Origin of the sequence: Actinomadura meridiana, from assembly GCF_039537545.1 — a bacterium.
GTDB lineage: Bacteria > Actinomycetota > Actinomycetes > Streptosporangiales > Streptosporangiaceae > Spirillospora > Spirillospora meridiana.
On sequence record NZ_BAABAS010000020.1, the window covers coordinates 580,999 to 607,437 of the forward strand.

Annotated in this window: 35 protein-coding genes; 21 read left to right on the forward strand and 14 right to left on the reverse strand. The window is 67.8% G+C overall.

What is annotated here, in order from left to right:
* Positions 1-18: 18 nt before the first annotated feature.
* Positions 19-327 (forward strand): putative quinol monooxygenase, encoded by a 309-nt coding sequence (locus ABD808_RS28780; RefSeq protein WP_344902939.1) that lies wholly within the window; start codon positions 19-21, stop codon positions 325-327.
* On the opposite strand, the gene ABD808_RS28785 is transcribed toward ABD808_RS28780, so the two are convergent.
* The 6 genes from ABD808_RS28785 to ABD808_RS28810 all read right to left on the reverse strand — a co-directional run bounded on the left by ABD808_RS28785 (position 311) and on the right by ABD808_RS28810 (position 7,477).
* The gene (locus tag ABD808_RS28785) at positions 311-445 is read right to left on the reverse strand and encodes a hypothetical protein (protein ID WP_344902942.1); all 135 of its coding nucleotides are present in this window, start codon (positions 443-445) and stop codon (positions 311-313) included. The two genes, ABD808_RS28780 and ABD808_RS28785, sit on opposite strands and share 17 nt — an antisense overlap.
* 102 nt (positions 446-547) lie before the next feature.
* Positions 548-2,326, reverse strand: a complete 1,779-nt coding sequence (gene cydC / locus ABD808_RS28790; RefSeq protein ID WP_344902945.1) for a thiol reductant ABC exporter subunit CydC — start codon at positions 2,324-2,326, stop codon at positions 548-550.
* A complete protein-coding gene (gene cydD / locus ABD808_RS28795; protein WP_344902948.1) occupies positions 2,323-3,978 on the reverse strand; it encodes a thiol reductant ABC exporter subunit CydD in 1,656 nt (551 codons plus the stop codon). The genes cydC and cydD overlap by 4 nt, the downstream gene beginning before the upstream one ends.
* Positions 3,975-4,991 (reverse strand): cytochrome d ubiquinol oxidase subunit II, encoded by a 1,017-nt coding sequence (cydB, locus tag ABD808_RS28800; RefSeq protein ID WP_344902951.1) that lies wholly within the window; start codon positions 4,989-4,991, stop codon positions 3,975-3,977. Before cydB ends, cydD begins: the two co-directional genes overlap by 4 nt.
* 15 nt (positions 4,992-5,006) lie before the next feature.
* A complete protein-coding gene (locus ABD808_RS28805; RefSeq protein ID WP_344902954.1) occupies positions 5,007-6,422 on the reverse strand; it encodes a cytochrome ubiquinol oxidase subunit I in 1,416 nt (471 codons plus the stop codon).
* Positions 6,423-6,616: 194 nt separating this feature from the next.
* On the reverse strand, positions 6,617-7,477 hold the full coding sequence (locus ABD808_RS28810) for a S1 family peptidase (protein ID WP_344902957.1): 861 nt from the start codon (positions 7,475-7,477) through the stop codon (positions 6,617-6,619).
* Positions 7,478-7,732: 255 nt separating this feature from the next.
* Between ABD808_RS28810 and ABD808_RS28815 the strand changes: the two genes are divergently transcribed.
* Both ABD808_RS28815 and ABD808_RS28820 read left to right on the forward strand, forming a co-directional pair.
* Entirely contained in the window at positions 7,733-7,996 is a 264-nt protein-coding gene (locus ABD808_RS28815; protein WP_344902960.1) for a hypothetical protein, read from the forward strand.
* A 257-nt stretch (positions 7,997-8,253) separates the two neighbouring features.
* On the forward strand, positions 8,254-9,747 hold the full coding sequence (locus ABD808_RS28820; RefSeq protein ID WP_344902963.1) for a DEAD/DEAH box helicase: 1,494 nt from the start codon (positions 8,254-8,256) through the stop codon (positions 9,745-9,747).
* A 45-nt stretch (positions 9,748-9,792) separates the two neighbouring features.
* Here ABD808_RS28820 and ABD808_RS28825 read toward each other — a convergent pair whose 3' ends face one another.
* Together ABD808_RS28825 and ABD808_RS28830 are read right to left on the reverse strand one after the other, a co-directional pair.
* Positions 9,793-10,593 (reverse strand): acyltransferase, encoded by an 801-nt coding sequence (locus ABD808_RS28825; protein WP_344902966.1) that lies wholly within the window; start codon positions 10,591-10,593, stop codon positions 9,793-9,795.
* 84 nt (positions 10,594-10,677) lie between these two features.
* Positions 10,678-11,142 (reverse strand): hypothetical protein, encoded by a 465-nt coding sequence (locus ABD808_RS28830; RefSeq protein WP_344902969.1) that lies wholly within the window; start codon positions 11,140-11,142, stop codon positions 10,678-10,680.
* 114 nt (positions 11,143-11,256) lie between these two features.
* Here ABD808_RS28830 and ABD808_RS28835 point away from each other — a divergent pair, with 114 nt between their 5' ends.
* Both ABD808_RS28835 and ABD808_RS28840 read left to right on the forward strand, forming a co-directional pair.
* On the forward strand, positions 11,257-11,838 hold the full coding sequence (locus tag ABD808_RS28835; protein WP_425548990.1) for a peptidylprolyl isomerase: 582 nt from the start codon (positions 11,257-11,259) through the stop codon (positions 11,836-11,838).
* 40 nt (positions 11,839-11,878) lie between these two features.
* Positions 11,879-12,775: a rhomboid family intramembrane serine protease gene (locus tag ABD808_RS28840; protein ID WP_344902972.1), complete on the forward strand. Its 897-nt coding sequence runs from the start codon at positions 11,879-11,881 to the stop codon at positions 12,773-12,775.
* A 113-nt stretch (positions 12,776-12,888) separates the two neighbouring features.
* On the opposite strand, the gene ABD808_RS28845 is transcribed toward ABD808_RS28840, so the two are convergent.
* Positions 12,889-13,146 carry a cell division protein CrgA gene (locus ABD808_RS28845; RefSeq protein WP_344902975.1) on the reverse strand — a complete coding sequence of 86 codons (258 nt, stop codon included), beginning with the start codon at positions 13,144-13,146 and terminating at the stop codon, positions 12,889-12,891.
* Positions 13,147-13,227: 81 nt separating this feature from the next.
* Between ABD808_RS28845 and ABD808_RS28850 the strand changes: the two genes are divergently transcribed.
* From ABD808_RS28850 to ABD808_RS28865, 4 genes are read left to right on the forward strand one after another with little or no spacing between them, the layout of a single operon-like run.
* Positions 13,228-13,962 carry a DUF881 domain-containing protein gene (locus ABD808_RS28850; RefSeq protein ID WP_344902978.1) on the forward strand — a complete coding sequence of 245 codons (735 nt, stop codon included), beginning with the start codon at positions 13,228-13,230 and terminating at the stop codon, positions 13,960-13,962.
* Between the two features lie 13 nt (positions 13,963-13,975).
* On the forward strand, positions 13,976-14,599 hold the full coding sequence (locus tag ABD808_RS28855) for a class E sortase (RefSeq protein WP_344902981.1): 624 nt from the start codon (positions 13,976-13,978) through the stop codon (positions 14,597-14,599).
* 9 nt (positions 14,600-14,608) lie between these two features.
* On the forward strand, positions 14,609-14,797 hold the full coding sequence (locus ABD808_RS28860; protein WP_344902984.1) for a hypothetical protein: 189 nt from the start codon (positions 14,609-14,611) through the stop codon (positions 14,795-14,797).
* Between the two features lies 1 nt (position 14,798).
* On the forward strand, positions 14,799-15,368 hold the full coding sequence (locus tag ABD808_RS28865) for an anthranilate synthase component II (protein ID WP_344902987.1): 570 nt from the start codon (positions 14,799-14,801) through the stop codon (positions 15,366-15,368).
* Positions 15,369-15,470: 102 nt separating this feature from the next.
* Here ABD808_RS28865 and ABD808_RS28870 read toward each other — a convergent pair whose 3' ends face one another.
* The 3 genes from ABD808_RS28870 to ABD808_RS28880 are packed head-to-tail and all read right to left on the reverse strand — an operon-like array spanning position 15,471 to position 16,663.
* Positions 15,471-15,683: a DUF397 domain-containing protein gene (locus ABD808_RS28870; RefSeq protein WP_344902990.1), complete on the reverse strand. Its 213-nt coding sequence runs from the start codon at positions 15,681-15,683 to the stop codon at positions 15,471-15,473.
* A 9-nt stretch (positions 15,684-15,692) separates the two neighbouring features.
* Positions 15,693-15,887, reverse strand: a complete 195-nt coding sequence (locus tag ABD808_RS28875) for a DUF397 domain-containing protein (RefSeq protein WP_344902992.1) — start codon at positions 15,885-15,887, stop codon at positions 15,693-15,695.
* Positions 15,875-16,663, reverse strand: a complete 789-nt coding sequence (locus ABD808_RS28880; protein WP_344902996.1) for a helix-turn-helix domain-containing protein — start codon at positions 16,661-16,663, stop codon at positions 15,875-15,877. Before ABD808_RS28880 ends, ABD808_RS28875 begins: the two co-directional genes overlap by 13 nt.
* Positions 16,664-16,809: 146 nt before the next feature.
* On the opposite strand from ABD808_RS28880, the gene ABD808_RS28885 reads away from it, so the two are divergent.
* The 11 genes from ABD808_RS28885 to ABD808_RS28935 all read left to right on the forward strand — a co-directional run bounded on the left by ABD808_RS28885 (position 16,810) and on the right by ABD808_RS28935 (position 23,201).
* Complete coding sequence (locus ABD808_RS28885) at positions 16,810-17,172, forward strand: ATP-binding protein (protein WP_344902999.1); 363 nt, start codon at positions 16,810-16,812, stop codon at positions 17,170-17,172.
* Positions 17,169-17,372, forward strand: coding sequence for a hypothetical protein (locus ABD808_RS28890; protein WP_344903002.1), 204 nt, complete (start codon positions 17,169-17,171; stop codon positions 17,370-17,372). Before ABD808_RS28885 ends, ABD808_RS28890 begins: the two co-directional genes overlap by 4 nt.
* A gap of 226 nt (positions 17,373-17,598) precedes the next feature.
* Positions 17,599-17,835 (forward strand): hypothetical protein, encoded by a 237-nt coding sequence (locus tag ABD808_RS28895; protein ID WP_344903005.1) that lies wholly within the window; start codon positions 17,599-17,601, stop codon positions 17,833-17,835.
* Positions 17,836-17,903: 68 nt separating this feature from the next.
* Positions 17,904-18,374 (forward strand): DUF6879 family protein, encoded by a 471-nt coding sequence (locus tag ABD808_RS28900; protein ID WP_344903540.1) that lies wholly within the window; start codon positions 17,904-17,906, stop codon positions 18,372-18,374.
* Complete coding sequence (locus tag ABD808_RS28905) at positions 18,307-19,224, forward strand: helix-turn-helix domain-containing protein (protein ID WP_344903007.1); 918 nt, start codon at positions 18,307-18,309, stop codon at positions 19,222-19,224. The genes ABD808_RS28900 and ABD808_RS28905 overlap by 68 nt, the downstream gene beginning before the upstream one ends.
* A 135-nt stretch (positions 19,225-19,359) precedes the next feature.
* On the forward strand, positions 19,360-20,517 hold the full coding sequence (locus ABD808_RS28910; RefSeq protein ID WP_344903010.1) for a hypothetical protein: 1,158 nt from the start codon (positions 19,360-19,362) through the stop codon (positions 20,515-20,517).
* Entirely contained in the window at positions 20,510-21,085 is a 576-nt protein-coding gene (locus ABD808_RS28915) for a 3'-5' exonuclease (RefSeq protein WP_344903012.1), read from the forward strand. The genes ABD808_RS28910 and ABD808_RS28915 overlap by 8 nt, the downstream gene beginning before the upstream one ends.
* A complete protein-coding gene (locus ABD808_RS28920; protein WP_344903543.1) occupies positions 21,072-21,920 on the forward strand; it encodes an aldo/keto reductase in 849 nt (282 codons plus the stop codon). The genes ABD808_RS28915 and ABD808_RS28920 overlap by 14 nt, the downstream gene beginning before the upstream one ends.
* Positions 21,917-22,558, forward strand: coding sequence for a dTMP kinase (tmk, locus tag ABD808_RS28925; protein ID WP_344903015.1), 642 nt, complete (start codon positions 21,917-21,919; stop codon positions 22,556-22,558). The genes ABD808_RS28920 and tmk overlap by 4 nt, the downstream gene beginning before the upstream one ends.
* Before the next feature lie 76 nt (positions 22,559-22,634).
* Positions 22,635-22,772 (forward strand): hypothetical protein, encoded by a 138-nt coding sequence (locus ABD808_RS28930; protein ID WP_344903018.1) that lies wholly within the window; start codon positions 22,635-22,637, stop codon positions 22,770-22,772.
* A gap of 135 nt (positions 22,773-22,907) precedes the next feature.
* Positions 22,908-23,201: a hypothetical protein gene (locus tag ABD808_RS28935; RefSeq protein WP_344903021.1), complete on the forward strand. Its 294-nt coding sequence runs from the start codon at positions 22,908-22,910 to the stop codon at positions 23,199-23,201.
* Between the two features lie 456 nt (positions 23,202-23,657).
* On the opposite strand, the gene ABD808_RS28940 is transcribed toward ABD808_RS28935, so the two are convergent.
* Complete coding sequence (locus ABD808_RS28940; protein WP_344903025.1) at positions 23,658-24,605, reverse strand: alpha/beta hydrolase family protein; 948 nt, start codon at positions 24,603-24,605, stop codon at positions 23,658-23,660.
* Between the two features lie 133 nt (positions 24,606-24,738).
* Here ABD808_RS28940 and ABD808_RS28945 point away from each other — a divergent pair, with 133 nt between their 5' ends.
* Positions 24,739-25,143, forward strand: coding sequence for a MerR family transcriptional regulator (locus tag ABD808_RS28945; protein WP_344903028.1), 405 nt, complete (start codon positions 24,739-24,741; stop codon positions 25,141-25,143).
* A gap of 341 nt (positions 25,144-25,484) precedes the next feature.
* Here the strand turns inward: ABD808_RS28945 and ABD808_RS28950 are convergent, their stop codons facing one another.
* Positions 25,485-26,372, reverse strand: a complete 888-nt coding sequence (locus tag ABD808_RS28950) for a LysR family transcriptional regulator (RefSeq protein WP_344903030.1) — start codon at positions 26,370-26,372, stop codon at positions 25,485-25,487.
* Positions 26,373-26,439 lie beyond the last annotated feature (67 nt).

The following is a 26,439-nucleotide window of genomic DNA, read 5'->3' on the forward strand; positions in this document are numbered from 1 at the left end:
GGATCAGGAGTCCTTGCCATGTCGAACACCCTCACCATCGTCGCCAGCTTCAGCGCCAAGCCCGGCCAGGAGCAGCGTCTGCGGGACGAGTTGAACGCGATGATCGCACCGTCGCTGGCCGAGGAGGGCTGCCTGGGCTACCAGCCCTACGTCGACCCGAACCGGGCCGACCGCATGGTCATCGTTGAGGAGTGGGCCGACGGCGACGCGCTTGACCACCACTTCTCGCTGCCGCACTTCAAGCATGTCGCCGAGGTTCTGGACGAGATCCTCGCCGAGCCCTTCACTCTGCGCCGCCTGACCGACGTGGTCACGACTGCGACGTGATGGAGCTTGTTGGGGTGGGCGGGCCGTCCGCGTTGGCCTTTTGGATGGCGCCCAGCATGGCGATGATCGCCAGGAGCGTGACCGCGAGGGTGAGCAGCGTGCGCGGCAAGATCTTCATCTGTGGAATCCCCCCGATCCGGTCGATGGATCCTGTACTTCGGTGTGATGCCGGACGGTGGGGAATTGTTCTCGGTAATGTCGTGATTCGGGCTTTATCCACTTAAATTGTGGATGGTTCGGCTGTTGTCTCGTGATGCCAGAGTGACTTGTAGAGGCCGGGACGGGACGTCAGCTCGGTGTGGGTTCCGCGGTCGGCCACGTGGCCCTTGTCGAGGACGATGATCTCGTCGACGGCGTCCAGACCGGTGAGGCGGTGGGTGACGAGCAGGGTCGTGCGGCCTTCGGTGGCGGTCAGCAGATCGGCGGTGAGGGCGTCGGCGGTCGCGATGTCCAGGTGTTCGGCGGGCTCGTCCAGCAGGAGGATCGGGAAGTCGGCGAGCAGGGCGCGGGCCAGAGCGATGCGCTGGCGCTGGCCGCCGGACACCTGCGCGCCGTGTTCGCCGACGCGGGTGTCGAGTCCTTGGGGAAGGGCGTCGATCCAGTCGAGCAGGCGGGCGCGGCGGAGGGCCTCGCGGAGTTCGCCCTCAGTAGCGGTGGGACGGGCGAGGCGGACGTTCTCGCCGATCGTCGAGTCGAACAGGTGGGCGTCCTGGGCGCACAGGCCGACGACCCGGCGGACGTCGTCGGCGGTGAAGGCGTTGAGGTCGGTGCCGTTGAGGGTCGTCCGGCCGCTGCTGGGTTCCAGGAAGCGGAGGAGGACGGCCGTGAGGGTGGTCTTGCCCGAGCCGCTCGGGCCGACGATCGCGCACCGGCGGCCTGGTGTCAGGTCTAGGGAGATGTCGTCCAGGGCAAGGGGTGCTTTGGGTGTCCAATGGGCTTGGAGGTTTTCGACTTTGAGGGTGTAGGGCGGCGCGGGGAGGGATGCGGGCCTAACCGGGTCTTTGATGGGCTCGGGAGTGTCCAGGACGGTGAACATGCGTGTGGCGGAGCGGCGAACCCGTTCCAGGTACTGCGCGGCCAGGGGCAGGCCAGCTACGACCTCGAATGCGGCCAAGGGCAGTAGGACGACCACCGCGAGCAGTACCCCGTCGAGTGCTCCGGAGCGGACGGCCGGTACGCCCACGGCGAGGCTGCCCCACACGGCCAGGCCGCCCGCGAGGGCTGAGAGCGCGGCACCGGCACCGGCGGTGGTGGCGGAGCGGGCCGACGCGCGGGTGAAGTCGCGGTCGAGTCGGGTTGCCTCGGCCAGGTGGGAGGGTGCGGCGCCGTAGGCGATGAGTTCGGGGGCGCCCTGGAGGGTGTCGACGACGTGGGCGGTCAGCGAGGCGCGCAGGTCGGTTGTGCGGTGTTCGGCGCGGCGGGCCGTGCGCGCCGACAGCCAGGGGGCGACGACGCCCGCGAGGAGGAGCGTGCACAAGAGGACGGCGCCCGCCGAGGGCAGCAGCGTCCAGGCGAGGCCGACCGACGCGCCGCCGACGACAGCGGCGACCGTGCAAGGCAGGAGCACGCGGAGGAACAGGTCCTGGACGGCGTCGACGTCCGCGACAAGCCGGTTCAGCAGGTCGCCGTCCCGGACGGAGGGCAACCCGCCGGGCGCGAGTCGTTCCAGGCGTTCGTATACGCGGGCGCGCAGGTCCGCGAGGACGCGGAAGGTCGCGTCGTGCCCGACAAGCCGTTCGACGTAGCGGAACACGCCGCGTCCGATGCCGAAGGCGCGGACGGCCACGATCGCGACCATGAGCAAAAGCACCGGCGGGTGTTGCGCGGCGCGCGAGATCAGCCACGCCGACGTGGCCATCAGGCCGACGCCGCTGCCGAGCGCCAGGACGCCGAACAGGACGGCGAGGCCGAGCCGCCACCGGGCGGGACGGGCCAGTGTGAGCAGCCGGAGGATCACGCCGCCTCTGCCGTGACGACGCGGTGCGCGAGGAGGGGTCATGACGTCACCGCAGCGGAAGCGAGCGGGATGGTGTGGTCCGCCAAGGCCGTGAGGGCGGGACGGTGAGCGGCCATGATGACGGTGCGCCCGACGGTCAGTCGGCGAACGGCCGCCAAGACGGTCGCCTCGCTCTCGGCGTCAAGGTTCGAGGTCGGCTCGTCCAGCAGGAGGAGCGGCGCGTCGCGCAGGAAGGCGCGGGCCAGGGCGACGCGCTGCCGCTGCCCGGCGGACAGGCCGAGGCCCCGTTCGCCGAGCGGAGTGTCGAAACCCAAGGGCAGTGCGTCGATGAACTCCAGCGCACCGGCGGCACGAGCGGCCTCCCGCAGCTCGGGGTCGGTCGCGTCGGGACGCCCGAGGCGAATGTTGGCGCCGATCGTCGCGGTGAACAGGTGCGGGCGTTGCGGGACCCAGGCGATGTGGGCGCGCCAGGCGTCCGGGTCGAGGTCGGTGAGGTCCGCCCAGTCGACCAGGACGCGGCCCGAGTCGGGCCGGACGAATCCCAGCAGCGCGGCGAGCACCGTGGACTTCCCGGCGCCGCTCGGGCCGGTGAGCGCGACCGTTTCGCCAGGGTGGACGGTCAAGGACAGCCCATCGAGCGCGGGGGCGTCGCGGCCCTCGTAGGCGACGGTCACGCCGTCCAAGCGGATCGTGGCGCGGCTCAGGTCGGGGACGTCGACCCGAGCCCCCGACGACGCCACGGGTGTTTCGAGCACCTCGAAGATCCGTCCGGCGGCGGTGAGGCCCTCGACGCTGGCGTGGTACTGCGCGCCGACCTGCCGCAACGGGAGGTACGCCTCCGGCGCCAAGATCAGGACGAGCAGCGCCGTCTCCAGCCCGAGTCCGCCTTCGACGAGCCGAAGCCCGATCGAGACGGCGACGAGCGCGACGGACAGCGTCGACAGCAGTTCCAGGACCAGCGCCGACAGGAACGCGATCCGCAGCGTCGACATCGTGGCGCGCCGGTGCCGGTCGGTGACCTCGCGGATCTTGTCCGCCTGCGCGCGGGCGCGGCCGAAGACCTTCAACGTGGGCAGTCCGGCGACGACGTCCAGGAAATGCGCGGAAAGGACGGAAAGGACGCGCCACTGCCGGTCCATCTTCCGCTGCGTGGTGAGCCCGACCAGGATCGCGAAGACGGGAATGAGCGGCAGCGTCGCGGCGATGGTCACCGCCGACAGCCAGTCGCCGAGCAGGATTCGCGCGCCGACGGCCACCGGGACGGTCACGGCGAGGACGAGTTGTGGCAGGTAGCGGGAGAAGTAGCCGTCCAGCGCGTCGATCCCCCGGGTGGCGAGGGTGGCGAGTTCGCCGCTGCGTTCGCCGGACAGCCAGCGCGGGCCGAGCCGCAGCGCGTGCGCGAGGAGCCGGGCGCGCAGCTGCGACTTCACGGCGGCGGACGACCGGTGCGCGGCGACCTCCTGGAGCCAGGCGACGAGCGTCCGGCCGAGGACGACGGCGAGCAGCAGGAGCATCGGTACTCGCAGGTCACCGAGTGAGGCGCCGCCGAGGAACGCGCGGGTGAGCATGTCGGCGAGCAGCGTGGCCTGCGCGATGATCAGTCCGGCGGTGGCGGTGCCGAGCGCGACGGACGCGACGAGGAATGTCCGGGTCGTCCTCGCGTGCTTCAGCAGCCGCGGGTCGAGGGGCTTCACGGCATCGGCTCGGGCTTGCGCGCGGGGATGTGGGACGTGTCGATGCGCTTGCGGAACACCCAGTACGTCCAGCCCTGGTAGATCATCACGACCGGGGTGAACAGGGCCGCCGACCACGTCATGATCTTGAGCGTGTACGGGGACGAGGCCGCGTTCGAGCTGGTCAGCCCGTTCGCGGCGTCAAGGGTGGACGGCATGACGTCCGGGAACAGCGCGGTGAACAGGGTCGCGACGGCGAGGACGATGGCGGCGCCCGTCCCGACGAACGCCCACCCCTCACGGCCCGCCCGGTTGGCGACCGCGGCGACGACGAGCCCGGCGGCGGCTCCCCCGGCGGTCAGCCACGTCACGGGCTCCCCGTACTTGACCTGCGTGATCAGCAGGAAGCTCCCGCCCGCGACGACGGCGGCGACGACCGCGACGCTCGCGACGAACCGGGCCCGCACCCGGATCGTCCCTGACGTCTTGAGCGCGAGGAACACCGCCCCGTGCAGGACGAACAGGGTCATCGTGGTCAGCCCGCCGAGCAGCGCGTACGGGTTGAGGAGGTCGCCGAGCGTCCCGGCGTAGTCGTGGTTCGCGTCCAGCGGCACCCCCCGGACGATGTTCGCGAACGCGACGCCCCACACGAACGCGGGGACGAGGCTCCCCCCGAAGATCGCCTTGTCCCAGCGGGACCGCCACCGCGCGTCGTCGCGCTTCCCGCGGAACTCGAACGCGACACCGCGCACGATCAGCGCCAGCAGGATCGCGAGGAGCGGCAGGTAGAAGCCGCTGAACAACGTCGCGTACCACTCGGGGAACGCCGCGAACATGGCGGCGCCCGCGACGATGAACCACACCTCGTTGGCGTCCCACACTGGCCCGATGGTGTTGATGAGGACGCGGCGTTCGACATCAGTACGGCCGAGGACGGGCAACAGCATTCCGACCCCGAAGTCGAATCCCTCCAGGAAGAAGTAACTCGTCCACAGGAAGGCGATGATGATGAACCAGACGGTGGTGAGTTCCATGACCGGCCTGCCCTCTCAGTAGGCGAAAGCGAGCGAGCGTTCGGCGGCGTCGTCGTCCTCGTCCGACGGGGCCATCGGCAGTGCCTCGTCCTCGGTCGGCGGCCCCGCCTTGGCGTACTTGAGCATCAGCCCGGCCTCGATGACGGCGAGGACGGCGTAGAGCGCGGTCAGCGAGATGACGGAGATGAGCATCGACGTCGCCGTCACGCCCGGCGACACGCTCGCCGACGTCTTCATCACGCCGAACACCGACCAGGGCTGCCGTCCCATTTCCGTGAAGACCCACCCGGCGGAGTTGCCGATGAACGGGAGCGTCAGCGAGAGCATCCCGATTCGGTACACCCACGGGTTGGACGGCAGGCGCCCGCGCCGCAGCAGCCACAGCCCGGCGAGCGAGACGAGCGCGGTGAGCATCCCGCCCCCGACCATGATCCGGAAGTTCCAGTAGGCGGCCGGGACGAACGGCCGGTAGTCGCCGGGGCCGTAGCGCGCCTCCTGCGCGGCCTGGACGTCGTTGATGCCCTTGACCTCGCCGTCGAAGCTGCCGGTGGCGAGGAACGACAGGACGCGCGGCACCTTGATCCCGAAGACCTCCGAGTCGCCGTCCGGCGTCCCGACCGTGAGGACGGAGAACGACGCGGGCTGTTCGGTCTCGTAGAGCGCCTCGGCGGCGGCCATCTTCATCGGCTGCTGCTCGGTCATGACCTTGCCCTGGATGTCGCCGGTGACGGCGACGCCGATCGACGCGATCGCCGTGACGGCCAGCGCGAGCCGCAGCGATGGCCGGAACACCTCCACGTTCTTGCGCCGCGCCAGATGCCAGGCGCTGACGCCCGCCATGAACATGCCGCCGGTGACGAACGCCGCCGTGATCGTGTGCGGGAACGCGACGAGGTGCGTCGAGTTGGTCAGGACGGCCCAGAAGTCGGTGAGGACGGCCCGTCCGCTCTCCTGGTCGATGCGGTAGCCGACCGGGTGCTGCATCCAGGAGTTCGCGGCGAGGATGAAGAAGGCGGACAGTTGCGTGCCGATGGCGACGAGCCAGATGCAGGTCAGGTGGATCTTCTTCGGCAGCCGGTCCCAGCCGAAGATCCACAGCCCGAGGAAGGTGGACTCGACGAAGAAGGCGAGCAGCGCCTCGATGGCGAGCGGCGCGCCGAAGACGTCGCCGACGAACCGGGAGTACTCACTCCAGTTCATGCCGAACTGGAATTCCTGCACGATTCCGGTGACGATCCCCATCGCGAAGTTGATCAGGAAGAGCTTGCCCCAGAACTTGGTGGCCCGCAGGTAGGCGGTCTTTCCCGTCCGGACCCAGGCCGTCTCCAGGCCCGCGACCAGCGCGGACAGGCCGATCGTCAGCGGGACGAACAGGAAGTGGTACACGGTGGTGATCCCGAACTGCCACCGTGCGATGTCGACCGTGTCCATGGCGCGGGCCTCTCCGGCTATCTACTACAAGCTGTAGTACTACGTCCTGTGGGACATACTACGGCTTGTAGTACTACCGCGCGTCGTTACCCCGCTCACACCAAGAGCCCGCGGCCGGTGCGGGCCACGGGCTCTTGGGATCGGCGGGTCGTCAGGTTCGGCTGGCTCGGCCGGTTCGGCCGTACGGGGTTCGGTCAGCCGCGTGGGACTGTGCAGCCCTGACGGTTCAGGTCGAGAACCGTGCCGGGCGCGATGCAGTGGGCGAGCGGGTAGATCTGCTGGGCGTACCCGATCTGCCTGTGCACCGTGACCTGGCCCTGCTCGTCGACCTCACAGGGGTTGTTCAGGGTGCAGCGCTGGCCGCTCTCGTTGATGGTGTTGTTGACACCGATGACCTTGCCGGAGGCGTCGTCGATGGCGGGCGAACCCGACGTCCCACCGATGACGTTGCACTGGGACGTGTAGCGCAGCGAGTCCTTCCACGTCCAGTCGGCCTCACGGATTCGGTAGGCGAACCCGTCCAGCTGGCAGGTGTAGATGCGCTTCCAGTAACCGGAGACCACGTGCAGCGTCCCGCCGGAGGTCGGACGGTCGAGCACCAACTCCAGGGCGGTCGTGTTGTACTGCTGCTTGATCTGGGCGTAGGTGCTGCTGAGCTTGTACAGGGCCGCGTCGGTGTCGGTCATCGTCCCGTAGAGCATCGTCGTCGCGCGCAGGGAACCGATCTCGCTCCCGCTGGAGTTCAGCAGCGTGAACGTCCTGCTGGACGACCGGTTCGTGATCACTTCTCCCGCGCGGGGCTCGCCGGTTTCCAGGCAGTGCCCGTTGGTGAGCACCATGGCGGGATCGGAATCGGCGGCGCCGGGAACGCGCACCACCGACCCGGAGCAGTTGCTGAGGGCGACGATCGCGGTGAAGTTGGCGGCCTTCACCGTGGCCGGGGCGGCCGCGGGCGCGGGCGCCGGGGCGGCCGCCTCGGCGGCCGACACTCCGGCGGCGAGCATCGCGGCGCCGACGAACGTGGCGGCGAGCGCCCCGAGAATGCGTCTCTGCATGGCGGGGGGTCCTCTCGATGATCTCTGGTTCTGGCGGGTAGGAGCTGGGGATCGGCAATGGCGGTGATCGGCCCCCCGGTACCGGCACTGCTCAGATCGGACACGAACGTGCTGGCAGCGGAATGGTAACCACGCTCCCGGCAGGCAGGAAGAAAGGGATCCAACTGACCTGGGGAAACGCGGCGAATTCGGCAGGCATTGCAAAGCGGTCCTACCCCCTCGGCCGCCGGTCACGCGCTCATCTAGACTCCCGGCATGGACCTCAGGGACGCGACGCGCATGATCCTCTCCGAGTCGGCCGCGCACCCGGAGCTGCTCCGGGTGACCCGGCAGGCGCACGACAGCCTCGCCCTCGGACGGCAGGTGCCGCACACCGACCTCAGCTGGATGCTCAGGGAATCGGCACGCAAGAACGTCTGCCCCGGCCTCCACACCCGCTACGGCGCCGCCGCCTTCGACCAGATGGTCACCGTGATGTGCCGCGAGATCGACCGCCAAGCGTCCGTTGATCGTCCCTGAAACGAGCTTGTTTCGGGGGGCGTGGGGGGCGACCCCCACAACAGAACGGTCCGTTTCTGGTGGTCTGGGGGGTGGCCTGGGGTCGTTGACGGGCCGGAGCCCGAATGTTCCGTCCGGGTCGGGGCATAACGAGGGACCTCGCCGACGTTAGACTCTACGAATCATTCTTCGACGCCCCCATGGCGTCAGGCTCGTCCTTGCAGCCCACGCGGACCGTGGTGCCTCCCGAGACGTGCCCCCCTCTCGGAAGGTAATGCGTGACCACAGCTGACGCTGCACAGAACCCGTCCATGCCCACGGGCGACGAGCGGGTTCCCACGTTCGCCGAGCTCGGCATCCCGCCGGTGCTGGTGAGCTCCCTCACCCGTCAGGGCATCGAGGCGCCGTTCCCCATCCAGGCCGCCGCGATCCCCGACGTCATGGCGGGACGCGACGTCCTCGGCCGCGGCAAGACCGGCTCGGGCAAGACGCTGGCGTTCGGCCTGCCGCTGCTCTCCCGCCTCGCGAACCGCAAGGCGGCCCCGAAGCGCCCGCTGGCGCTGATCCTGGTGCCCACCCGCGAGCTGGCCCAGCAGGTGCAGACCAACCTGGAGCCGCTCGGCCGCGGTCTCGGGCTGCGCTTCAAGACCGTCATCGGCCAGACCTCGATGTTCAAGCAGATCGACGCGCTGCGCCGCGGCGTCGAGGTCCTGGTCGCCACCCCCGGCCGCCTCAAGGACCTGATGCGCCAGGGCGCCTGCGACCTGTCCGACATCGAGATCATGGTGCTGGACGAGGCCGACCACATGGCCGACATGGGCTTCCTGCCCGACGTCACCGACATCCTCGACGCCGCCAAGCCGGGCGGGCAGCGGCTGCTGTTCTCCGCCACCCTCGACAAGGACGTGGACGTCCTGGTCAGGCGCTACCTGAGCGACCCGGTACGGCACGCGATCGGCCCGGTGGACGAGTCCGTCGACACGATGGACCACCACCTGCTGCTCGTCGCGCCGAAGGAGAAGGCCGCCGTCACCGCCGAGATCGCCAACCGGGAGGGCCGGACGATCCTGTTCGCCCGCACCAAGCACGGCGTCGACCGGCTCGCCAAGCAGCTCGTCCAGGCGGGCGTCCGCGCGGCCGGGCTGCACGGCGGCAAGAGCCAGGGCCTGCGCACCCGGACCCTCGCCGAGTTCCGCGAGGGCTCCATCAGCGTGCTCGTCGCCACGGACGTCGCTGCCCGCGGCATCCACGTCGACGACGTGACCCTCGTCATGCACGTCGACCCGCCCGCCGACCACAAGGACTACATGCACCGCGCGGGCCGTACCGCGCGGGCAGGCGAGCGCGGCACGGTCGTCACGCTCGTCCTGCCGCACCAGGTGCGCGCCACGTCCTCGATGACGCGCCGCGCCGGGATCGAGGCGCCCCGCGTCCGCGTCTCGACCGGCGACGCCGAACTGGTCAAGCTGACCGGGGCGCGGCCGCCGTCCGGGATCCCGATCGAGGGGCCGATCATTCCCGAGCGTCCGCGCCGCGAGGGCGGTGGCGGCCGAGGTCGCCAGGGCCGTCGTGGCCGTGGGCCGCGTTCCTTCGAGCGGAGGGACGGCGCTCCGCGCCGCGAGGGCGAGGGCGGTGGCGGCCGGGGCGAGCACCGGTCGTACTCGTCGGGCGACCGTCGTGGTGGCGGCCCCCGCACCGGTGGCGGCTCCCACGGCAACCGCCGGGGCACCTCCGCCAGCGGCGGCGGACGCCGAGCGGCCCGCTACAACTGACCCACGCGTGAAAGGCTCCGCCCCTATCAGGGCGGGGCCTTTTCGTCAGCCCGCCTCTTTGTGGACGGTCTCGTCCTCGCGGGAGGCGGACGCCTCGCGGAGCTTGTCCTGAAGGATCTGGAGGCCCTCCAGGCCGTCCACCGACAGGGCCGCGAGCTCGTCCAGCGACATCAGCGGGGCACCCCGAAGCGGCGGCTGCCACCCGTTCTCCGCGTCATGGCTGCGCAGCACCTTCGCGGGGACGCCGCCGATGACCGCGTGGTCGGCGAACTCGCCGCGGACGACCGCGCCGCCCGCCACCGCGACGTTACGGCCGAGCCGGGTGCCCGGCAGGATGATCGCGCCGGCGCCGATCCAGCAGCCGTCCCCGATCACGACCGGGTTGTTCTCCGGCCACTGCCGCCCGATCGGCGTGTGCAGGTCGCCGTACGTGTGGTTCTGGTCGGTGATGTAGACGTTCGGCCCGGTGAACACGTCGTTGCCGATCTCGATGGACTGGTGGCCGACGATGTGGGTGCCGCGTCCGATCGAACAGCTCCCGCCGATGCGGACGATCACGTCCGGGCCGAGGTCGAGACCGGGCACGAACCCCGCCGAGATCGTGACATGCGTCCCGACGAGCGTGTGGTCGCCGATGGAGATCCACGGCTCGCCGTAGATGGCGCCGACCGGGAAGCCGATGCACGCGCCCTCCCCCAGGTAGGCGAACCGGCGGCGACCGGGCGTCCGCGGCGTGATCTCGCCCTGCCGCCGGGCCCACTCCCAGGCGTGGTGGACGGCGATGTGCACGCCCTGGCGCGTCCCCCGTCCGACCCGCGCCGCCAGCATTCGCCCGATCCGCGACATGGCGTTCACCGTACCGGTAGGCGGACACGCCGAAGGGCCCGGCCATTACCGGCCGGGCTCTTCGACAACTCCTACCGTGGGCGCCTAGTGCGGAGACTGCACCTGACCGTCGACGTCGGTACCGCTGACGGTCATGGAGTCGGCCGACGTGGCGTCCCCCACATCGTCACCGGAACCCTTGGCCAGGCCACCGCGCCGCGTCGCGACCGCACCGGCCACGCCGACGGCGGCGACGACGCCCATCATGGCCATGAGCGCGCCACGCCCGGGTCTGGACCGCTTCGGCGGCTCGACCCGGTGGGCGACATCACTCAGGAACGTACTCACCCGCGGAGCCAGCCCGGTCTCCACGTACCGGGCCGCCCGCCGTAGTCTCGGCGCGCTCCAGCCGCGGACGACCATGACGCGCTCGCCCGCGACGGGCACGATCCGATCCGCCGCGGAGGACGCGCCGTTCCGGCACATTTCGGCGCCCTGGCGGGCCGCCTCCTGCGCTCGCGTGAACCGCGTCCGAACCTGCTCCTGCGGCTTTCGGCGGATACTGATCATTAGGGACACGCTAACCTCCCTGTTTGCGAGGTCCTGTCATGCAGCCTTCCCATCGACCGGGGGGTAAACATTGAAGACGCGACTGTCCGATCACCGGGCGTGACCGATTCGGGCATGACCGAGACCGCGCCGTCGGACGGCACGAAACCCATTCACAAGGAGGCGGCCAGCGTGGCCAACGAGATCTTCGCGAAGCTCAAGACGTCCATGGGCGACATCGTCGTCCAGCTGTATCCGGAGCAGGCGCCGGAGACGGTGGCGAACTTCGTCGACCTCGCCGAAGGCAAAAGGACGTGGCACGACCCACGCACCGGACAGAAGTCGGACGCGCCGCTCTACGACGGCACCGTCTTCCACCGGATCATCGAGAAGTTCATGATCCAGGGCGGTGACCCGCTGGGCACCGGCTCGGGCGGTCCGGGCTACGAGTTCAAGGACGAGTTCCACCCCGACCTGAAGTTCAACCGGCCGTACCTGCTGGCGATGGCCAACGCCGGGCCCGCGACCAACGGCTCCCAGTTCTTCATCACGCTGGACGTCGGCCACACCCAGCACCTCACCGGTCGGCACACCATCTTCGGCAAGGTCATCGAGGGCACCGACGTCGTCGACAAGATCGGCAAGGTCGAGACCGGCCGGATGGACCGCCCGAAAGTGGACGTCGTCCTGGAGTCGGTGACGATCGAACGCCGTTAGTCGTTCCTCATGTGAGAACCCGCGACGGCCGGAGTCACAGATGACCGCAGACCACAGCTCACCTCCCGAGACCTCGGTGCCGACCTGCTACCGGCACCCGGGGCGGGAGACCTATGTGCGCTGTACCCGGTGTGACCGCTACATCTGCCCCGAGTGCATGCGGGACGCGGCCGTCGGACACCAGTGCGTCGAATGCGTCGCCGAGGGCAACCGCGGCGCCCGCAGGGGCGTTCCCCGGACGGTGCTCGGCGCGCGGGCCGCGACGTCCACCACGCCCGTCGTCACGTACACGCTCATCGGCGCGTGCGTCGCGATGTACCTCGCCGAGCTGGCATCGGCGCGCGTCGTGTGGGATCTGATGATGCTCGGCCGCGCGGTGATGCCCGACGGGCAGGTGGCCGGCGTCGCCGAGGGCGAGTGGTACCGGCTGTTCACCACGATGTTCCTGCACCAGCGCGACGGGTCGTTCGGGATCACCCACATCCTGTTCAACATGTGGGCGCTCTGGGCGATCGGCCCCGCGCTGGAGCAGGTGCTCGGACGGTGGCGCTTCCTCGTCCTCTACGTCCTGTCGGGCCTCGGCGGTTCGGTGCTGCTGTACCTGGTGGGAGCCCCGAACGAGTCGGCCGTCGGCGCGTCCGGCGCGATCTTCGGGCTGTTCGGCGCGTTCTTCGTGATCGGCCGCAGGATCGGTGCCCCGGTCGGGCCCATCGTGTTCCTACTGGTGATCAACCTGGTGATCACGTTCTCGGTGAAGGGCATCTCCTGGGAGGGGCACATCGGCGGCCTCGTCGTCGGCGCGATACTCGCCGCCGCGTACGCCTATGCCCCGGAGGCACGGCGCCGTCTGATCCACATCGGGGCGCCGCTGGTCACCCTCGCGTTGCTGACGGTGCTCGTCGTGGTGCGGACGATCGACCTGAACCCGTCGCTGTGAGCCGTGCCCCGTGGGCGCCGCCGCTCGGCGGCGTCCGACGGGGGGCGAGACGACCTGTGGAAAACCTGGGGATAACCGGGGTGGGAGGTCCCCGGCCTGTGGATAACTTCCGGTCAGCGCCAGCGGGTCGACAGGATCACGCCAAGGATGATCGCCGTGAAGCCGATGCCGAGGTTCCAGTTGTGCAGGTCGGACATGTACGGCACGTCGGTGCCGGTGCTGGCCGTCACGTAGAAGACGGCGATCCAGATCAGACCGATGAGCCACAGGCCGACCATCGTCGGCACCAGCCAACGCGGGCTGACCTCAGGCGCCTTCGACCTCTGCGGGGGCGTGTAAACGGCCTTCTTGCGCACTTTCGACTTGGCCACGGTGGATTCGATCTCCTCGGGCGTCCGGCGGCCGGAGCGCCGGACCGCGCATGGGTGTTTTGTCGGTTAGCGTAGTCGCTGGTGTGCAGAGTACGGCTTCCAGCGTGGGGAAGCATCATCCCAGTTCTCACGCTCCTCGCGGGGACCCTGTTCGCGGCGAGCGCGAGCACGGCCCGCGGCACGAGCCTGCGCGAGCAGGGCCGCACCCGGATCACCGACCTCATCGCCGCCGAACAGCGTCGGAGCCGTCAGGAACGCGCCGAGTACCGGCGGCTCCACCACGACGTCGACGGTATCTCCCGCGAGGCCGGACGTCACGACGCCAGGGTGAAACGTGCCCAGTCCGAGGCCGACCGGCTGGCCGCCCGCGCCGGATTCACCCCGCTCACCGGCCGGGCGGTGCGCGTCTCGCTGGACGACGCGCCGCTGCCGAAGTCCGGCGACCTGCCCGGCGACGCGCGGCCGGACGACCTGGTCGTCCACCAGGCCGACGTCCAGGCCGTCGTGAACGCGCTGTGGGCGGGCGGCGCCACCGGAATGCAGATCATGGACCAGCGGGTCATCGCGACGAGCGCGGTCCGGTGCGTGGGCAATACGCTGATCCTGCAAGGCGTCGTGTACTCGCCGCCGTTCCGGATCACCGCCGTCGGCGACCCGGCCCGGCTGCACGCGGCGCTCGGCGCGTCCCGCGAGATCGCGATCTACCGCAGGTACGTCCGCGCCTACGGGCTCGGCTACACGGCGCGGACCGTGGAACGCGCCACGTTGCCCCCCTACACCGGCAACGTGACGATGAAGCACGCCACCGTGCCGTAGAGGAGGACGCGCGTTGCGGACGATCATCCGTGGCCTGGGCGAACTGTTCATCACCGCCGGGCTGATCGTCATGCTCTTCGTCACCTACGAGCTGTGGGGCACCGGTCGCTACACCCAGGACCAGCAGGACCACCTCGGCGACGAACTCCAGCGGACCTGGCGCGCCACCAAGGTCACCCACGAACAGGTGAAGCTCGGCAAGGGAATGGCGATGATCCGCATCCCCCGCTTCGGCGACGACTACCACTTCGTGATCATCGAGGGCGTCACCCGCAAGGACCTGCGCAAGGGCCCCGGCCACTACCCCGGCACCGCGCTCCCCGGCCAACTGGGCAACTTCGTCGTCTCCGGCCACCGCACGACGTACTCCGCCCCCTTCAACCGCCTGGGCGAGCTGGACCGCGGCGACAAGATCCTCATCGACACCCGCGACGAGCAGTACGTCTACAAGGTCACCGACCGCCAGATCGTGAAACCGTCCGCGACCCAGGTCACCGCGCCCGTCCCACTCCACCCGAACCGCAGGCCCACCAAGCGGATGATCACCCTGACCACCTGCCACCCCAAGTACTCCGCCGCCAAACGAATGATCATCTTCGGCGAGCTGACGTCCACCCTGCCCCGAGTGACCGCCTAGGAGGCTCTCGTGTACGCCTGGATCTGGCGCCGCCTCCCAGGCGAGTGGCCGACAAAACTCGCCACCGCCCTGGGCGTCATCATCGCCGTCGGCGCCATCTTCTGGTACGCGGTGTTCCCCTGGGTGGAACCAAAGGTCCAGTTCGACCACGGCGTAGTCGACCACCCGACGCCCTCCACCTCCGCACCCCGGAGCTGACGTGCGCGTCCTGGTCGTCGACAACCACGACAGCTTCGTCTACAACCTCGTCCAGTACCTACAAGAACTAGGCGCGGACTGCACAGTAAAGGACCGCTCAGAAACAACACTCCAGGACGCCGCCACCACCGAAGCCGTCCTCCTGAGCCCCGGCCCCGGCCACCCGGCAGACTCCGGCATCTGCTTGGACCTGGTCCACGACGCCGCCGACCGAGGCACGCCCCTCCTCGGCGTCTGCCTGGGCCACCAGATCATCGCCCACGCCTACGGCGCCAAGGTCTCCCGAGCCCCCGAGCCCGTCCACGGCTACACCAGCGAAATCATCCACAACAACACAGGCGTCTTCAGAGGCATCCCCACCCCCTTCCAAGCAACCCGCTACCACTCCCTAACAGTCGACCCCAAAACCGTCCCGAAAACCCTGACCGTCACAGCCCAAACCCCCGACGGCACCATCATGGCCCTCCGCCACCGCACCCACCCCATAGAAGGAATCCAGTTCCACCCCGAATCAATCCTCTCCACCCACGGCCACCACCTCCTCAACACCTGGCTAACCCCCACCCCCTAACTAGCCAAGAGCAAAGTTGCCCCGTGATCCTCCGAATGCATGACGTGACGAGGGAAAAGTAGACCCCCTGAGCAGGACGACTCAGGGGGTTCGCGTTTCCGGTCAAGTTAGGTCGAACTCTCCTCGCCTGATTTTCTCAATGAGTTCCGCCATCTCTCCGGCGCTGAATTTGTGATGAGGGACGTTGGGGTTCTTGCTGTCGCGAACCGCTATAGTCCCATCTGGTGACCTCGCAAGTTCCGTGCACGTCCCGCCATTGGCGCCACTGTATGATGATTTCCGCCACGTCAGCTTCTTCATTGCACCATGCCCCATTCAAAGTAATCAGGACAAGTCATATAGGCCGCGTCGAATCTCGTCGAAGAACGCCGCCACCGTGGATAGGCCAAACTTGTGTTGTGGGCCGTCCGGGTTCTTGCTGTCGCGCATGGCCATCTCGCCGGAGGTGCGCGCGATCTCAACACAATTTTCTCCGTTAGCGGTAGTGCGTGACGCCTTGCGCCACTTCACTCCATCCATTGCTGTGCAACCTTCCGGATAAGTTCTACGGTTTCGTTTTGTCTGAGGGCGTCGGCTCTGAATAGCTCAAACATCTTGCGTAATGCAGCGATATCCTCGGGACGTTCTATGACCTCCCCACTGATGGCGCCATCAGTATAAGCTACGTTTCGACCGTCATCCAAGGTGGCAATCAAGAACGGAGTCGAAAACTTCGAGCATATTCCGCAGTCCATTGGTACGATGTGAATAAAAACGTTGTCGCATATCGCGCAGTCCGCCAGAAATTCCAACTGAGCCGCCATCGTCTCGGCGCTCCCCACTTTGCGCCGGAGAATGCTCTCATCCATGAGGGCGACCAGGGTTGGCTTCGAATCACCCGCCAGTACTCGCTGCTGCCGCTCCAGGCGTTCCTTGATAAGCTCATCTGACGAGAGAACAGTCTGCGCATATTCGGGGCTTTGCAGTAGCCCGTTGACCAGAGTGGTTTCGAATGACCACAGCGATGTAGCCAGCTTCTCCGCCGCCAGCCAACGGCCCTCCCACTCGGGTACGCCTTCCCCGTTCACGAGTTCCGTGACGATCCGTTCAATCATCTCGGCATCGAACTTTAGAACCCCGATGAGTTCTCTGATGTGTTCTGGGCGTATGGCCTGCCTGCCGGTTTCCCATGCGGCTACAAGGGACTCGCTGACAAGTACCGTTTTTGCGAGCTTTGCCCGACTCATCTTCTGAGCCTCGCGGGCGCGACGGATTTCCATGCCGACGAAGGACTTGGCTGTCATGTGAACCGCCATGATCGTTCCGCAATCCTCCGTAGTCCCGGCAGCTCGATCTGTACTTGGTCGGACTGGCCGTGTTATGCGAGGACAAGCCTAGCCGCCCGCTCGCAGCCTGGGAACGGCAAATCCGCAGGCAGGGCCAGAGAAGGGGCGACTCTCACATGATCGTGTTTAAGCCGGACGTCGAGAAGATCAAATCCGCACGGGATCACGTCGCCGAGATCGCGGCTGACTGGCCGATCAACGAGTACTTCGTCCGCGTGGTCACATCGGAACTGGTCACCAACTCCGTCCGGCACGCTCGGACCGACGAGATACGGGTGGACGCCTACTCCAACACCGACGCCAGCGTGTACACGGTGGAGGTCTGGGACGCCGACGTGCGGCTTCCCGTCCTGCGCAGCCCCCAACCGGGCTCCCCCTGCGGCCGGGGCCTGCTCCTCGTCGCCAAACTCGCCACCAACTGGGGCGCAGACCACGACCACGGCGGAAAGATCGTCTACGCGGAGTGGACGAGGCCGTGACTCCCGAGGAGATCACCGCCGACACGCTGTATCAGCGCGCCGTCCTCCGCGTGTACGGCCCCTGGGTCACCTCCGAGATCCTGCCCGGAGCGGAGCGCCGCCACGCAATGTCACGCGTCCAGCACGCGCGCCTGATCCTGGCCATCCGCAACGCGGAGCCTCCACACCCCAACCGCGGAGCCGTCCGCCCTAACCCCTGACCAACAACCAGCGGCCGGTGGAGCTCGAAGCGGCGCAACCGCCCCAGCCCCCTCCGCGACCACGCATTGACGCCAACTGTTGCAGTTGCGTCTGAAGGCTGGTGCGAGCGAAGCGAGAACCAGATCGCGAAGCGAGCCCATAGAGGCCGTTGACGTCCCCGCATGCCCGCGCGACCATGGGCTAGAACGGTTCGCCAAGTTTCTAGCAAGATCATCAGGAGGTCAGATGCGCGCCCGGTTCCTCGGCAAGGACCCAGACTCGCAGGTAGACAACTCGCCCACCCTGTTCGCCACTGACCGCACCGACCGCGCGACCTACATCGCCCAGGGCTGGAGGGTCACCGACCCGCAGACCCTAGCGGACATCGGTCCGGTGCCCGACCACGAGACCCTGATCGAGATCCCGGAGGACGTGCTCAAGATGTACGTGCACCGCTACCAGGAGCAGGAGGGGCAGAGCTGACTTTTCTCATCCGACCCGGCCCGGAGTTCCGGCAGCTCTTCCACTCCTTCGAGCACACCGCCTACCGGCTGGAAGCTCGTGACCAGTACGACGCCAGCTACGAGAACGAGTCGCTGCGTAAGTTCCTCGCAGGCGAACCGGACGACCTGCCGTGGATGCAGAGCTGGCTGGACATGCTGCGCGAGGCCACGGCCAAGGGTCGGCGCTTCGCTCGTGTCCGCGTGGTGACTTCGCCGCTCACCGACTACAGCCGCTTCGGTGTGTGGTGCGCGCAGTTCACCAACGGTGCGGGCGAAGACATCCGCTACCTCACGCGGGACAAGGCTGAGGCCGTGGGACTGCCCAACCACGACTACTGGCTGTTCGACTCACGCAAGCTGGTGCGGATGCACTTCGATGACAACGACGCCTTCTTGGGCGGCGAGGTCGTCGAGGACCCCGCCGAGATCGTGAAGCACAACTACTGGCGTGATGCCGCCTGGCATCACGCCGTACGACGGGATGACTTTGCCGCCGAACAAGACCTCGGGCGCCTCTAACGTCCACGAGGCCCGCAACGTCCTGGGCAAGCGACTCCGCGAGCTGCGCACGGCCGCTGGGTTCAGTGGTCGGCAGCTCGCGGAGTTGTTGTCGTGGCCTCCTTCTAAAGTGTCGAAGCTGGAGAATGGCAGACAGACACCGACTGACGACGACATACGTGATTGGACGCGGGCAACCAACAGCGAGCGCGAAGCCAAAAGTCTCCTTGCCTCACTGCATACGCTTGAAGTGCAGCACGCCGAGTGGCAGCGTATCCTGCGCACTGGTTTGAAACCTCGTCAGCAAGAGCACATCGAGTGGGATCAGAAGACGCGGCTCTTCCGGGCGTTCGAGGCGACGGTAATTCCCGGTCTCCTCCAAACTGCGGAGTACGCACGCGCCCGCTTCGCTGAAGGCATCCGCCGGTTGAAGCTGCCCAACGACATCAACGAGGCGGTAGCCGCTCGCGTGCAGCGCCAGGACATCCTGTACCGACCCGACAAGCGGTTCCACTTCGTCCTGACCGAGGCAGCGCTCCGGTTCCGGCTCTGTCCGACAGAGGTCATGCTCGGTCAGCTCGACCGCTTGGTCTCTTGCTCTCAACTGACCAACGTGCGGCTCGGAATCATCGGCTTCGAGACGCAGTACGCCACCTCGCCGTGGCACGGCTTCTGGATGAACGACAACGAGCGCGTGCTGGTCGAGACCTTTAGCGCAGCGCTCGACCTGCGCCAACCACAAGAGATCGAGCTGTATGGCAATGCCTTCGAACAGCTTGCCGCTGTCGCCAGTTACGGCCGCAGTGCCCGAGCGATCATCAACCGAGTCATTGACGATCTCGCTCCTGCACTCCCGGAAGATGGCGACTGATTTCCGGGCCATTCACTTGTCCGGGACATTTCGAGAAACGCCAAGAAACTTTCTGTTCACCGCCGCCTTTCCTCTCTATTCTCCCGTTGAGGGCGCGAACCGCGTCCGTCCTCAAGGGACTTGGGAGTTAGCCAGGTGGCCACCCGTGTTGCCCTGCTGAGCAGGGATCAAATCGACCAACTACCGGAGCGCGCCCGCGAGGTCGTGGAGTACCGCAAGAGCGGCCTCAGCCTGAATCACATCCAGGGTTGCCCGCTCGACTGCGCGTACTGCATCCGGCACACCTACGGCCTGTGGGATCAGCGGGTGCCGCGGGCACTCATGTCCGACGCTCAGGCCGTCGAAGAGCTGGTTGCTCACCGGTACTTCCAGCCGCACGTGACCCCGGTGCAGGTGTTCAACCGGGCGACCGACCCGTTCTTGCCGGTCGTCCGCCCGCACACCTTCGCCGTGTTGGAAGACCTGGACGAGCGCGAGCTGACCAACCACGTGCTCGTCATCACCAGGCACCAAATGAAGCCCGAGGATGTCGAGTGGCTGAACCAGCTCCGGCACATCAAGTTGACGCTGCTGTTCACCTACAGCGGGATCGCCAACAAGGAGATCGAGCCTTACCCGTCGTCCGTGGCGGCTGATTCCCTGAAGCTCATGAGCAGGCCGGCGCGGCGCCGGTACCGCACAATTCTCTACTGGCGTCCGTTGGTCCCTGGTCTCAACGACTCACCCGAGCACCTGGACGCGGCCTACCGCCTCGCCCAGCACGCCGACGCCACGGTGTTCACCGGCCTGTTCTACCGCGACGAGATCGCGGACTACTACAAGGGCAATGGCCTGCCCGAGCCGTACGAGGACACCGCCCGGCGCAAGATCGTGCCCGAGACGCTGGAAGAGCGGGTACTCGCCACGTTCGACGCCGCGACGCCGTTGTTCCGTAAGACCAGCTGCGCGGTCGCCTACGCACATGGCCTGCCGGACTACAACGGCCACATCGGCATCCCGGAGCTGTGCGACATCTGCCCGCTGAGTCAGCTCGAACTCTGCCGGAACGCACACACGCAACCGTCACCCGAGCGGTTGCGGGATGTCGCGGAGCGCCTTCCCGAGACGCGTGGTCTTGTGGTCATGGACATCACCGAGCGGGCGGCCGTGGTGTCCGGCCTGGAGAGCGAGCAGTCGCGCTACTACCTGCAACACGCACTCGGCTTCCAGGTTCACGACGTGCGCCACCCGCACCGTGAACGTCGGCACGGCCGTGCCGACATCGGCTGGAAAGGCGAGAAGCAAGATGACTGACTGGACGAGCCTGAGCTTCGTGGTCGTGGACGTCGAGGGCAATGGTCAGCAGCCGCCCGACCTGGTGGAGTTGGCCGCCGTTCCGGTGGTTGGCGGTGTCATCGGGGAGCCGCTGCGCTGGCTGGTGAAGCCGGACGCTCCGATCAAGCACTTCGCCACCCGCATCCACGGCCTGACCAACAAGGACGTGGCCGACTGCCCGTCGTTCGAGGCCATCACCGGCAACGTGCTCCCCGCACTGGACGCTGATGCCCTCGTGGCGCACAACGCCCACGTTGATCTCGGCGTGCTGAGCCGTAAGCTCACCGGCTGGGAGTCTCCCGAGGTGTTCGACACCCTGAAGCTGGCGCGGCGACTGGTACCGGGCCTCGACAGCTACCGGCTCGGCAACTTGGTGGAGGTGTACAGCCTGGCCGAAGGACTGCCCCACGACCTCAGTCCCCACCGGGCGACGTATGACGCGCTGGTCGCCGCACGGCTGTTCGTACTGCTCGCCACCAAGGCCGCGAGCCTGGAAGACCTGCGTGGCCAACCTCCCAAGGAGGTTGACGAAGATGCTCTTTTCTAACGGCAGGCGCATCGGCTTCGGCTCCATGCAGCTCACCGGCCCTGGCCACTGGGACGCACCGGAACACCCGGAACAGGTTATGCAGGTACTCCGCGATGCTGTCGACGCGGGCGTGACGCACATCGACACCGCCGACGCCTACGGCCCGTTCACGGCGGAGAAGTACATTCGCAAGGCGTTACATCCTTACCCCGAGGGCTTGGTCATCGCCACCAAGGGCGGTCTCACTCGCCAAGGTCCCAACCGGTGGACGCCGTGTGGGCGACCGGAGTACCTGCGCCAGTGCGTCGAGATGAGTCTCCGTCGGCTCCAGGTCGAACGGATCGACCTCTACTACCTGCACCGCATCGACCCCGCCGTTTCCTTGGAAGACCAGCTCGGCGTACTGCGGGACATGCAGGCAGAAGGGAAGGTCCGCCACATCGGACTGTCCAAGGTGACCTTGGAACAGCTCCGCACGGCCAGCGAGCTGATTGACGTCGCGGCCGTGCAGAACAAGTACAACGTCACCGACCGGGCATCAGAAGACGTGCTCCGGCACTGCGAGATGACTGGCATTTCCTTCGTGCCGTACGCGTCTCTCGCAGCCGGAGCGCTCACCACGCCCGATGCTCTGGGCCAGATCGCTCAGGACTACGGCGCGACACCCGCCCAGCTCGCGCTTGCCTGGCTCCTGCATCGGTCCCCGGTCATCACGCCGATCCCCGGAACCAGTTGCAGCGCTCGTCTCCGCGAGAACCTGGCGGCGCAACAGATCAGCCTCACCCGCGAAGATAGAACCATTATCGAGTCGGCGACAATCAAGGCGGAACAGACCGGGAGGGGGCGAGGATGAGCCTCAGGCCCTTCTCTGATCACCAGCGGGGGTTGTTCGTCAGCGTCGACGGGCCGAGCGGTGCTGGGAAGTCCACGATCGTCCAGTGCCTCGCGCAACTCCTGGCGGCCGCTGGCGAAGAGGTTCATGTCACCGCTGAGCCGAGCACCGGCCCCATCGGCGCGCTGTGCCGGGAGCTGACCGAGACGACCATCGGTCACGCCCTCGCCTGCTTGTACGCGGCCGACCGCTACCACCACCTTGAGGCCGAAGTCCGTCCCAACACCGAGGTCGGCCGCGTCGTGCTGACGGACAGGTACATCCCGTCAGGTCTCGTCATGCAGCGGTTCGATGGCGTCGATCCTGCCTTCCTCTGGGGACTCAACGCCGAGGCTGACCGACCCGACCTCGCCGTCATCCTGGAAGCCGACCCCGAGGTCATCTCGGAACGGCTCCAGGAGCGCGGGCCGCATAACCGCTTCCAGCTGTCGCCGGGCAGTTCGCACGCTGAGAGCCACTTCTACCGCCAGGTGACGGAGCGGTTGATTCAGGCGGGCTACGACGTGCTGCGAGTTGACGTGAACAAGCGGCCCCCCGAACAGTCCGCAGCGCTGATCCGCGACCGGCTTTTGACCTTCTTCGCTCCGGCTGCCGGGTGAGCGGGCGTGGTCGAGACGGTCACCGTGCCCGAGGCGACACTGTGGCGAAGGTGAACCCCTCCGGCTTCCCACCCGGATGTCGATCGGCGCTTACCTGGACAGCTCGGGCTCTTGGTTCGGGCTCCTCACCGACCAGAACGGCCCGGAGGTTGAGCTAAGCGACGTCACGTCCGTGTGGCAGCGTCGGCCGTCCCAGCTCGTCATGGACGGGTGAATTTCCCTTGAGCGCGCGTTCGCCTACGCGGCGACCGAGGTTGGGCTGAGGGTTTCGCGCACCCTGATCACCTCGGAACCGCAGACCGCCTACGACTGGGCAGAGGAGCTGAGCACTCCCGTTGTCTACAAGCCCATGAGCGGCGTGTACCACGCGGACGAGGACGGCCGGGCCGGGTTCCTCGATAACGCACCCTACGACCGTGTTTACGCCACGGTCGGCGTGGCCGAGGTCCCCTACGGGTGGGTAGAGCAGACCCGGCCCGGCGGACCGGCGGAGCCTGAAGCGGCGCGGGACCGTCCACCAAAGCAACTCCCGAACACAACAACCCCAGCCCCCTCCGCAACCATGCAGGACCTCAACCGTTGCGATTGCGTCCGAAGGCTGGGGCGAGCGAAGCGAGACCCAGATCGCGAAGCGAGCCGCTAGGCGAGTCGAGAGCGATGCAGCAATCGCACGCAGTGCACGACGATGGAGGCCCGCCAGGGCCGAAGGAGGAGTGCACTGCAATAAGCAAGAGGGCTTCCGCCACTCGGGGGCAATGGCGGAAGCCCTCGATATGGTCTTCGTCACGGGCCCCCGGGACGTTACGGATTTCAACCGAAATTTTCAGATCTACCTGAGATCCAGCGGCCTCCCTCGCGAACGTGCAGGTCAACGCACCACAAAGGACCCAAGCTGGGTGCGGCCGTGAGAAGCGGTGCGGATTTCTGCCGTTCGGGCTGGCCGCAGACGAGGAGTCCGTGGGTGGGCGTCCGGGGGCGGTGTCCGGTGCGGCGATTGCCCCGGAGCCCTGACCACGGGGCAGTACGGGCGACGCGCCGGGGCGAGGAGGTCCGATGATTTCCGTCCGTTCGCTCCCGACGCGCCGATCCTTCCGGCGCCTCACTTGGATTCGAGTCGTCCCATCGGGTGGACGGTGCCGGTCAGGGCCGCCTGCGCCGTGATCCAGGTGGAACTTCCGATACTGAGGACGTGGCGCAGATAGGCGAGGGTGACCTGCTGGACAAGGGAGACGCGGGCGGGGTTCTCGTCGGTGGTCTCGGCGGCGTCGTAGCCGGAGATGCCGCCGAGGAGGTGCTCACCGTCGAAGACGGTGAGCAGGCTCTTGTCGCCGGGGCTGAAGGTGTAGGGCTCGGTGGTCCATTCCGGTCCCCTCGTGGTCACCGGTAGGTGGTCCTTGTCACCGGCGACCACGATGGCCGGTGCGGTGAGGTGGGAGAAGTCCACTTCCCGTAGCCAGGGGAGGTTCTCGGCGGCGTAGGGGGTCAGATGGTCGCCGCCCCGTCCGGCCGTCGCGAGCAGGACGCCCGCGGTGACCCGCGGGTCGGACAGGTCTTCGGTGGCTCCGGTTTGCGGGTCGGTGACGCGCAGGCCCAGTAGGATCGCGGCGGTCTGGCCGCCGAAGGAGTGCCCGGCCGCGGCGATGCGGTCGCGGTCCAGGCGTCCGGCCAGGCCTGGGACGGTGGCTTCCAGCACATCGAGGTCGTCGAGAATGCGCTTCATGTCGTCGACGCGGATCCGCCACATCTGAGGCTTGCGGGGGTCGTCCGTGGTGAGGTTCAGCCTTCTGGAGTCCAGGTGGGTGGCCTGGATCACCACGAAGCCGTGGGCGGCCCAGTAGTCGGTCAGGGGCGCGTAGCCGTCCAGGTTGGAGCCGAAGCCGTGCGCGAACAGGATGATCGGCAGGTCGCGTCCGGTGACCGGCGCGGACACGCGCACATGCAGGTCCTCGCCGCGCTCGGGGGCGGGCAGCACGATCGGCTTGACTGAGACGATCAGGGCGGCGAGGTCACCGATGATCCCCGTCATCGCGGTAGCGGGAGTGGTCATAGGTGTTTCCATCCTTGGGGCTTGTGTGCGGTGGCGGATCGGGATGGAGGCAGTTGGCCTCACACCGGGTACGCTAAAACCTGACATTGATGTCAGAGGCAAAGGTGTGTGCCGCACATCACGGAGGGGTCAGATGCGCATCGGGGATCTCGCCGCCAAGACGGGCGTCAGCGTCCGGTCCCTGCGGTACTACGAGCAGCAGGGTCTGCTCGCCGCCGAACGCAGCGCCAGCGGTCAGCGGCACTATCCTGAAGGCGCGGTCGGACGGGTCCGGCTGATCCAGCAGTTGTACGCCGCCGGGCTGTCCAGCAAGACCATCGCCGAACTCATCCCGTGCGTCGTCGACGGGCGCGCCACGCCCGAACTGCTCACCCGACTGGCCGCTCAGCGCGACCACATCGACAGGCAGATCGCCGACCTGACCGACACCCGCGACCGGCTCGACTCCGTCATCACCGGCGCCGGCACCACCATGCTCACCGGCCGGTCCTGTCGCGCCGAGGACGTCCCGCACACCGCCGTCCAAGCCCCGGGGTGAGTGTCCCGTCGACGTGCTCCAAGGCCTCGTAGGAGGGGAGCGAGCCACAGGCTTGCAGGGATCAAACCGCGTCGCCCACGGGGCCATCCTCTTGCGCGGCCACGGCCACGCCGACTCCAGCGCCTAACGCAGCATCAGGTGCGAGACGCCGTGCTTGCGCATCACAGCGCGGGCCGACAGCCCATCCCCTGCCTCCGCACCGTCCGCCGGGCCCTGGACTCAGGGGCGCCACCCCCCCGCAAGATCTTCAAGACCGCCGTCGTCTTCACCGCGAAGTTCGCCGGGCGCAAAGGTCTTCGGCCTCGCCACCGCAGGCGTCGGTCCGCTTGCCCTCTTGCGCGTCAGTCCGGCAGCCAGTGCAGCTCGTGCGCCAGGGTTTTGGCGACGGCACGGATGCGGCGGTGTAGTGGCGACTGCTCGCGTGGGAGGACCAGGTGGATCGTCAGGCTGGGCGCTCCCCGCAGCGGTCGCCAGGTGAGACCGGCCGGTTGTGCCGTGACCGCGGCTTCTCCGGCCGGGGCGAGGGTGACCCCGTCGCGCAGGTCGTGCTGAGACAAGTCGAAAGAGACTGCGGGCGTGTGGAATCGGGGGTGTGGTCGGGTGTCGCGGAACAGTGCGGACAGCTGATCGTGGATCACGGGGTTGGCCGCACGGTTCGGGAGTCGCAGCGGATACGCGGCCGCGTCGGCGATCTCGATCTCCGGGTGTTCGGCCAGCGGATGGTGCTGCGCCAGCTGGACCCCGATGCGCTGACGCCGCAGCGGGAACCGGCGCACGCCACGGCCGGGCTGTTCACCGCGGGTGATCCCGGCATCGATGCGGCCGTCGGCGACCGCGGGGGAGATTTCCGGCGTCGCCATCGGGACCGCGCCGACCTCAAGTCCGCTGTTGCCGCGCATCAGCCTGTCCACCAGGGCCGGTGCCGTCTCAGCCCCGGTGCTGAGGCTGTATCCGATGCGCAGCGTGCCCAGTTCACCGGCCGCCGCGCTCCGGGCGGTGTCCCATGCCCGGTCCAGCGCCGCCAGCGCGGACGGCGCGGACTCCGCCAAAGCCGCACCGGCCGTGGTCAATACGACGCTACGTGTGTTGCGGACCAGCAGGGCCGTGCCGAGTTCCGCCTCCAATCGGCGCATCCGGGCGCTGAGTGCGGGCTGCGCGATACCGATCCGAGCGGCCGCGCGGGTGAAGTTCAGCTCCTGCGCCAGCACCAGGAAGTACCGCAGGCTCACCGTATCCGGCGCCACGTGCCCCCCGCCGATTGATAACGATCCGTTCTGAGTCTATCCCGCATTGGTC

Bases quoted from the DNA above. Each gene is read 5' to 3' on its own strand.
- ABD808_RS28780 (WP_344902939.1), top strand. From the start codon at position 19: ATGTCGAACACCCTCACCATCGTCGCCAGCTTCAGCGCCAAGCCCGGC.
- ABD808_RS28785 (WP_344902942.1), bottom strand. From the start codon at position 445: ATGAAGATCTTGCCGCGCACGCTGCTCACCCTCGCGGTCACGCTCCTG.
- cydC (WP_344902945.1), bottom strand. From the start codon at position 2,326: ATGACCCCTCCTCGCGCACCGCGTCGTCACGGCAGAGGCGGCGTGATC.
- cydB (WP_344902951.1), bottom strand. From the start codon at position 4,991: ATGGAACTCACCACCGTCTGGTTCATCATCATCGCCTTCCTGTGGACG.
- ABD808_RS28805 (WP_344902954.1), bottom strand. From the start codon at position 6,422: ATGGACACGGTCGACATCGCACGGTGGCAGTTCGGGATCACCACCGTG.
- ABD808_RS28810 (WP_344902957.1), bottom strand. From the start codon at position 7,477: ATGCAGAGACGCATTCTCGGGGCGCTCGCCGCCACGTTCGTCGGCGCC.
- ABD808_RS28815 (WP_344902960.1), top strand. From the start codon at position 7,733: ATGGACCTCAGGGACGCGACGCGCATGATCCTCTCCGAGTCGGCCGCG.
- ABD808_RS28825 (WP_344902966.1), bottom strand. From the start codon at position 10,593: ATGTCGCGGATCGGGCGAATGCTGGCGGCGCGGGTCGGACGGGGGACG.
- ABD808_RS28830 (WP_344902969.1), bottom strand. From the start codon at position 11,142: ATGATCAGTATCCGCCGAAAGCCGCAGGAGCAGGTTCGGACGCGGTTC.
- ABD808_RS28835 (WP_425548990.1), top strand. From the start codon at position 11,257: ATGACCGAGACCGCGCCGTCGGACGGCACGAAACCCATTCACAAGGAG.
- ABD808_RS28840 (WP_344902972.1), top strand. From the start codon at position 11,879: ATGACCGCAGACCACAGCTCACCTCCCGAGACCTCGGTGCCGACCTGC.
- ABD808_RS28870 (WP_344902990.1), bottom strand. From the start codon at position 15,683: ATGGGGCATGGTGCAATGAAGAAGCTGACGTGGCGGAAATCATCATAC.
- ABD808_RS28875 (WP_344902992.1), bottom strand. From the start codon at position 15,887: ATGGATGGAGTGAAGTGGCGCAAGGCGTCACGCACTACCGCTAACGGA.
- ABD808_RS28880 (WP_344902996.1), bottom strand. From the start codon at position 16,663: ATGGCGGTTCACATGACAGCCAAGTCCTTCGTCGGCATGGAAATCCGT.
- ABD808_RS28885 (WP_344902999.1), top strand. From the start codon at position 16,810: ATGATCGTGTTTAAGCCGGACGTCGAGAAGATCAAATCCGCACGGGAT.
- ABD808_RS28895 (WP_344903005.1), top strand. From the start codon at position 17,599: ATGCGCGCCCGGTTCCTCGGCAAGGACCCAGACTCGCAGGTAGACAAC.
- ABD808_RS28905 (WP_344903007.1), top strand. From the start codon at position 18,307: ATGCCGCCTGGCATCACGCCGTACGACGGGATGACTTTGCCGCCGAAC.
- ABD808_RS28915 (WP_344903012.1), top strand. From the start codon at position 20,510: ATGACTGACTGGACGAGCCTGAGCTTCGTGGTCGTGGACGTCGAGGGC.
- ABD808_RS28920 (WP_344903543.1), top strand. From the start codon at position 21,072: ATGCTCTTTTCTAACGGCAGGCGCATCGGCTTCGGCTCCATGCAGCTC.
- tmk (WP_344903015.1), top strand. From the start codon at position 21,917: ATGAGCCTCAGGCCCTTCTCTGATCACCAGCGGGGGTTGTTCGTCAGC.
- ABD808_RS28930 (WP_344903018.1), top strand. From the start codon at position 22,635: ATGTCGATCGGCGCTTACCTGGACAGCTCGGGCTCTTGGTTCGGGCTC.
- ABD808_RS28935 (WP_344903021.1), top strand. From the start codon at position 22,908: ATGAGCGGCGTGTACCACGCGGACGAGGACGGCCGGGCCGGGTTCCTC.
- ABD808_RS28940 (WP_344903025.1), bottom strand. From the start codon at position 24,605: ATGACCACTCCCGCTACCGCGATGACGGGGATCATCGGTGACCTCGCC.
- ABD808_RS28945 (WP_344903028.1), top strand. From the start codon at position 24,739: ATGCGCATCGGGGATCTCGCCGCCAAGACGGGCGTCAGCGTCCGGTCC.